3 protein-coding genes and 2 pseudogenes are annotated in these 6,539 nt (G+C 59.6%); 4 read left to right on the top strand and 1 reads right to left on the bottom strand.

What is annotated here, in order from left to right; all coding sequences use genetic code 11:
* From Q0316_RS16145 to Q0316_RS16130, 4 genes and pseudogenes are all read left to right on the top strand, one after another.
* A pseudogene (locus tag Q0316_RS16145) lies at positions 1-434 on the top strand (hypothetical protein); the annotation flags it as partial.
* Position 435: 1 nt separating this feature from the next.
* Entirely contained in the window at positions 436-1,212 is a 777-nt protein-coding gene (locus Q0316_RS16140; RefSeq protein WP_298674326.1) for an OmpA family protein, read from the top strand.
* A complete protein-coding gene (locus tag Q0316_RS16135) occupies positions 1,212-2,627 on the top strand; it encodes an EH signature domain-containing protein (RefSeq protein ID WP_298674325.1) in 1,416 nt (471 codons plus the stop codon). Before Q0316_RS16140 ends, Q0316_RS16135 begins: the two co-directional genes overlap by 1 nt.
* Positions 2,628-2,875: 248 nt before the next feature.
* Positions 2,876-6,163 (top strand): DEAD/DEAH box helicase, encoded by a 3,288-nt coding sequence (locus tag Q0316_RS16130; RefSeq protein ID WP_298674324.1) that lies wholly within the window; start codon positions 2,876-2,878, stop codon positions 6,161-6,163.
* A gap of 29 nt (positions 6,164-6,192) precedes the next feature.
* On the opposite strand, the pseudogene Q0316_RS16125 reads toward Q0316_RS16130, so the two are convergent.
* Positions 6,193-6,539: pseudogene (locus Q0316_RS16125) on the bottom strand (hypothetical protein); the annotation flags it as partial.

The raw sequence follows: 6,539 nt of genomic DNA, 5'->3' as shown, positions 1-6,539 counted from the left end.
AGGCTGCTGGTCGCTCAACAGAAGAAGCTGGAAGCAAATTGTCGACGGCGGTGTCTGAACTGAATTCGGCACTCAATCCTGTGGCTGCGGCCGCCAAATCTGTGAGCGACGCAGCTGCATCGATCTCGACGGCCCTTAGATCACACGAGCAGGCTACAGAGGAACTTACCGGGCAGCTCATAGCAACCGCCAGCTCAGCCGAAACCGCCTGGTCGAGCTATGAAGGCAGATTCAACCAGGTTGATGAATCGCTGGGCAAAACGCTGGACGGGTTGATCTCCGCGACCGCTCAGCACGCAACAGCAGTCAATCAGCAGGTTGGGGAGCTTGATGGTGAGTTGGCAAAGGCGGTGAGCAATCTGCGGGATGCTTTGGAACCGCTTGAGGAGCTTGCCGACGAGATTTCCTCTCTCCTTGAAAAATTGAAATCGTAACATGAGTGAAATTTCAGCTCGCAGCCGTCGGTCCGAGGTCGAAGAGGAGAGCTACTTCATTTCGATGTCGGACATGTTGGTTGGACTTCTTTTCGTATTCATCATTCTCCTAGTGTACTTTGCCGTCACCTTTAAGCAGAAAGAGGACTATCTGGTAGGTGCCGGTGAAGCTCGTAAAAAGCTTCTCGAGCAGCTTGAGAAAGACATCGAGCACAAACTGCCTGGGGTCGATGTAGTGATCGACACTGAAACCGGAATTCTACGGTTGCCGGAAGAGGTGCTTTTCGAATCGAATGAATTTGAACTTAGTCCCCGGGGGCAGGCGGCGATCAAGACGGTTGCAGATATCCTCGCGGACCGACTACCTTGCTATACGAAATCAATCGATCCGAACGGCCTCCGTTGTGCAGGACAAGAGGAGTCGCACAAGATCGACACGTTGCTTGTCGAAGGCCATACGGACGGAGACCCCATTAGGGGTGATCTAACTGGTTTGGGGAACCTCGACCTATCCGCCCGTCGCGCCACTCGAACTTACCTTGCTCTGACGCAGGCGCAGCCCGGTTTGGACAAACTAACGAATGGAGACAATGTCCATCCTACGCCTGTCTTGGGAGTTGCAGGTTATGGCCCGCACCGGCCTGTAACAGATAATTCTGGCCGTCCCTTGCCTGACGCGGAAAAGGCACGCCATCGCCGTATCGACCTGCGGTTTATAATGGTCACACCGAAAAGCGACGCGGCTCAACAAGCTAGCAAAATGCTGAGTTCCCGCTGATGCCGGGTCTAAGCGCGATAGCCCTGAAATGGCAAACTGGCGGGATGGCGTTGCCGCCGCCCCCGCAAATCCGGGCCATCATCAAAGTCACCCGGGATTGGGGTTCGATCGGGATCGATAACCGTGTCGATCCGGAACCTTGGCAGGCATTTATAGATCGGATCGATCCAGCCGAACCATCACGGCTTTCTCGCAAGGACTTGCGCCGATTAGCGACCGAAATCTGGGATTTTCCAGAACTCCAGGCCTACGTTTCCGGGCTCGTCGAACACTGCGCCACTCTGGGCAAGCGCACTTTGGACAGGAGGTTGGCAAGGGCCTATTGGAACAGGTTCAGGTCCGATGCTTCAGTTTTCTCTTATCTCGGGCAATATTGCTCATCACGGGTGAGCACCCTGGGTTCACCTTGGACGGAGATCAGCGCGGTGTTGCCCGTATGGGATTGCGACATCGGGCCGAAGGCGCTCGGGCTGCTGCTACTGGACGTCAACAAGCGTGATGCTCTGCTCAGCCGTGCGAAGCTGACACTCCGAGATATGCAGGGCGGGTACGTCGAGGCTGCCTTCAGTGCTCTGCTGCTTGATCGTTGCGTTCGGACAATCAGAGGGCATTCGGACGCTGCCATTTGCGACGAAACTGAGACAATCATTCAATTGGCAGAGGGACTTGGCGCCGGAGCAATCCAGGGCAATGCGGGCCTTATCGCCTATGCCTTGCTTAAGCCTTGGATGGATCGATCGGCGCCCGCCGAGCACAAGGATATGATCCGAATTTTCCTGATCAAGGAATTCGGTGACCCTCGCATAAATAGCAACCAATGGCTTTCGCGGGCGAATGCTCTCTCGAAGAAGCATCAAATCACTGACGCGGCTGACGTCTTCAGGCTGCTGAATCGCTGGCTCACGGAAAGGTCGGTTGAGCTATTTTTCGAAATAATTGCCGATACGACGGAGCGGAAGGATCATTGGAAGGCCCGCCGTGCGTTTTGGAATGCCTATCTGGCAACCGATGCCATCAGCGACGCGTGGTGCATTTTGGGCACTCAGGCGGAGCGACACGTCAAAAGGATATCCGGCATCTCCCCCAATGATTTTGGCAAGGTCGAGGGCAGTAACATCGACTCTGGCCATTCAGCCCTGCTGATGCGGATCGGCGATCTTGTGATAGCAGACTGGAGCCACGTTGGCGCGGTGCGGTTCTGGAAGGACCCGAATACGCCCACACTCTATTCGAGAAAATATTATGGGAAGAATCTCGATAAGGGGGGCGGATATAGCTACGCGAAGATGAACCACGTTCCAGTCAAATCCATGTCCCACATCGGAAAATGGTATCGCAAGTTTTCCGATTTCATAAAGCAGGAAACGGGGATCCAGTATTCTGGACCAAAGGGTGCCGACTTGTGGGGATGGTAACATTTGCATCTCAAGCTACCTTCACGGGCGAGCGCCTTGTCCTGAGCGACGAAAATGGCGCGAAGGTGCCGTTCGAAGATTGGTCCCTGCGTGGGCCCGTGGCAGCCCGAACTATCGCTGCGGACCTACTTGACCGCTGGGCCAATGATAGCCGGGACAGTGCGGGCACACCTTTGGTTTCTCCCGAGCCAGACGGATCCGTTGTCCTCTCCAATGCGCTAGTAGCAAGTCTTTCCGAACAGGAGGCGATGGCTCTCGCGCTACCGCCCGCAATCCGCATTCAGCTCGAAATTGAAACGTCAGGCATTTTCGGACGTCCGGGCTTCAAGATAGAAACGCGCTGGGTCCGGCCCGGCGGTCTTGCCGCGCGCGTTGTGCCGGTCGAAGGCCGCTTGCGCTATGGCGGACAGGAATGGCGGATCGCAGAGCCGCTCTGGTCAACGCAGGAAGCCATAAGGGCCGTAAATGAGGCGGTCGATCCGCCTGCCCAGCAGTACGCAATGTCGAAACTGCGCGAAACACTCGGCGCGGCCGAGGGTGATATTTTGCACCCTGATGGCTTCCTGAAGCGCCTGCGCATCAGCTACGCCGCCGGCTTCTCGCTGGACCTGAAAACCACTGGCGGGAAATTCGACTTCGATCCGATCCTCTTCAGTCGCAGTCGTCGGGCTGCCGCTCAGGAAGGCGAAGTGCCCGATAGTGACGAGGATGGACTGCTTCCATCGTCGCTCCAGCAGAAGTTCATCGAGCGGTTCCGCGCGTCCGATCGTGCCCAGAATGCCTACCGGCTCGATGATTGCACGATCGTCTACCTGGACCCCGAACTGAAGCGGGCTCTGGAAATCGTTCACAGGGCGCAAGGGCTGGACGAAGACAGCCGCCGGAAATTCGCACTCAGCCCGCGCCGCTACATTTCGGAAGCGATGCCTGAAGGCGAGCTGGCCGATGACGCCGTCAGTGCCCTGTTCATCGAAACGCAGCAGTATTCCGAGCGGGTCAACGGCATCGACATCTGGCGGAAGCCGGTTCTTCCTTGGATAAAGCCCAAACCCAATAGCTGGTTACCCGAGAGCTTCGGCCTGTACATCGGCGACCCGCCTAACGGCGAACAGGTCGACATCGAACCCGATCAGCTGGATTTCGCAATTGATAGGCTCGAGGCAGCCGTTGCCGCAGAACAGGAAAGCGTCGAGATCGGCGGCAAGACAGTGCCCGCCACGGCGCAGGCACTTGATGCCCTTCGCAGTTTGCGTGAGCGGGTCACGCAGGAGATGCCGGAGAAGCCTGAGGTCGACGAAAGCGACCCGCTGCCTGGCCCCCTCTTCCTGACCGTATCGGAAAATTTCGAGCACGTTGAATATGAGGAAAGCGCCCTCGGCGCTATCCAGGCATTCTCCGCCCCTCGGTTCCCCGGTGCCGTGGCAAGCACGCCTAAGGATCACCAGCGCACCGGGTTCAACTGGTTGGCGGAAGCGTGGGCCAACCGGCTGCCTGGCGTCCTGCTCGCGGACGATATGGGCCTCGGCAAGACGTATCAGCTCCTAGCCTTCCTTGCGTGGCTCCGCCACGACCAAGGGGTCAAGGAGCCGTTCCTGATCGTTGCGCCCACAGGCTTGCTCGAAAACTGGCGGCAGGAAATGCGCATCCACCTTGAGGAAGGTGCGCTTGGGGAGGTTCTGCCCGCATTCGGCAGCAATCTAAGCCTGCTTCGGCAAGGTCGCAGTCGCGATACGCAATCGGGCGCGGCGCAACTCTCGACCAGCGCGTTCGATGGCTACGGCGTGGTGCTTACCACCTACGAAACGCTGCGTGACTATCACATGAGCTTCGCCCGCCAGCGGTTTGCCGTCGCGGTCTGCGACGAGGCGCAGAAGATCAAGAACGCCACGAGCCAGATTCGCCGAGCGGCAACCACGGTGAACGCGCGGTTCCGCATCGCGATGACCGGCACGCCGGTCGAGAACCGCTTGCAGGATCTGTGGACGATCATGGATTGGTCCTGGCCCAAGCTGCTTGGGGCCAGTCGCGACTTCGAACGGCGCTATCCTGACGATGATGGCAACGCGCTTGGCGAACTGCGGGGGATGCTTGTCGATCGACAGGAGGGACGTCCGCCGGTCATGCTCCGGCGCATGAAGAGCGAGGTACTCGACGGACTGCCGCAGAAGCGGGTAGTCAAGCATGAGATCGAGATGCCACCATTGCAGGCAGAACGGTACTCACGGGCTATCGAGCAGGCCATGATGCTGCGCGGCAGTGGTCAGCGCGGCCTGATGCTCAAGGTGCTACATGAGCTGCGCGGCACGTCGCTCTATCCGGGCGGTCGAGACAATCCGGAGTTCGAACCCGCCAATTCAGCGCGAATGAAGGCAGTCTTCGCAGCGCTTGAACAGATCAAGGCTGCGGGCGAGAAGGCGCTGGTCTTCTGCGAAGACCTGGCGATGCAGGCCTGCCTTGCCGCCGAAATCCGCCATCGGTTTGGCATCAGCCATCCCGTCGCCCGCATTCACGGCGGCGTCGGCCCCCAGGTGCGCCAGCAGATCGTCAACGAGTTCCAGAACCGGCCAGCGGGGTTCGACGTGCTGATCCTTTCGCCCAAGGCGGGCGGGGTTGGTCTCACCCTGACGGCGGCCAACCATGTCATTCACGCCTCGCGCTGGTGGAACCCGGCAATCGAGGATCAGGCGACGGACCGTGTTTATCGCATCGGCCAGACCCGCGACGTGACCGTTCATATCCCGCTGGCCGTCCATCCCGATCCGGCGCTGCGTGACGCCAGCTTTGACTTCAAGCTCGACCAGCTGATGGAGCGCAAGCGCGGTCTGAGCGCGCAATTGCTGATGCCGGGCGAAACGGATGGCGACCTCGACAGCCTGTTCGAAAGTCTGTTCGAGCAGGGCGAGCCGGAACCGTCCGATGTTCCGCCTGCAAGCGAGGGACAGCTTGATGCGGTGCCGAATGAACCGGCAGCACCTGAACCGCCCGAAGAACCGTCACGTCCGCCTCAGGCGGAGCGCCCCGTCCTGTCCGCGCGTGTCCAGCAGCCTGCGCCGCCACAGCGACGAGTGCCGCGCATGGTCCGCTACAGTCCCGGCGATGATCGCGAATGGGATATCTTTGCCGGCAATCTCGCCAACAGGGCAATCGAGCACCTGGTCATTCGCGATCCCTACGCGCTGGCCGGGCGGAGAAACCGGCTTTTGACGGCCGATTTTGCCACGCATCTCGCCCGCAAGGTTCCCGGCATTTCGCGGGTGACGGTGATCGCCTGGGACGCGGAAAGCGCGCGGAACGACAATTATGAAACGACGCAGCGCGCGGCAGATGAAATGGAGCGCGAATGGGACCGCCGCTTCATGGGACGGGTGCCGCTGATGCTCGAACTGAAATCGCGCGGCGAGGACCGCCGGTTCCATGACCGCTGGGTCGAGGCACACCTGCCCGAGGGCGAGCGCCTGGCCTGGAACCTCACGAGCGGGGTGGACGGGTTCATGAACACCGACAGCGAATGCACTGTAACGCTGTGGGATGAATAGGGCTCAGGACCGGGAGTCCCGGTTCTGCCTCAGCCGAACACCTCGTTGAGCATCGCTGGCAGCAGCTGATCGAGATGCGCCGTCGCCTCGGCCTGAGCGGCCTTGGCGGCGCGGGCTTTCGACTGGAGGCTGTCGAACCAGAGCTGGGCGTCGAGCGATGGGACTGGGACCTTGATGGTTTGCAGTCGCTTGGTGGCCAGGGTGCGGTTGCGGTCGGCGCTGCCAGCCGATGCTTTCCCCACCTGATAAAGGCCTTCCTCGGATTGAAGATAATGCCAGAGGAAGTGGGCGGTCGCCCGGTTGGCATCGGGCACGCAGGTCAGATACCGGTGCGAACCATGTTGGGGCTCCGTGGGAATTCCTTCAGCGGTGTACG

Source organism: uncultured Sphingomonas sp. (assembly GCF_937871615.1).
GTDB lineage: Bacteria > Pseudomonadota > Alphaproteobacteria > Sphingomonadales > Sphingomonadaceae > Sphingomonas.
This window is presented reverse-complemented; position numbering and strand designations above follow the sequence as displayed.

Excerpts from the sequence above, each read along its gene's own strand:
- Q0316_RS16140 (WP_298674326.1), top strand. The coding sequence starts at position 436 with ATGAGTGAAATTTCAGCTCGCAGCCGTCGGTCCGAGGTCGAAGAGGAG.
- Q0316_RS16135 (WP_298674325.1), top strand. The coding sequence starts at position 1,212 with ATGCCGGGTCTAAGCGCGATAGCCCTGAAATGGCAAACTGGCGGGATG.
- Q0316_RS16130 (WP_298674324.1), top strand. The coding sequence starts at position 2,876 with ATGGCTCTCGCGCTACCGCCCGCAATCCGCATTCAGCTCGAAATTGAA.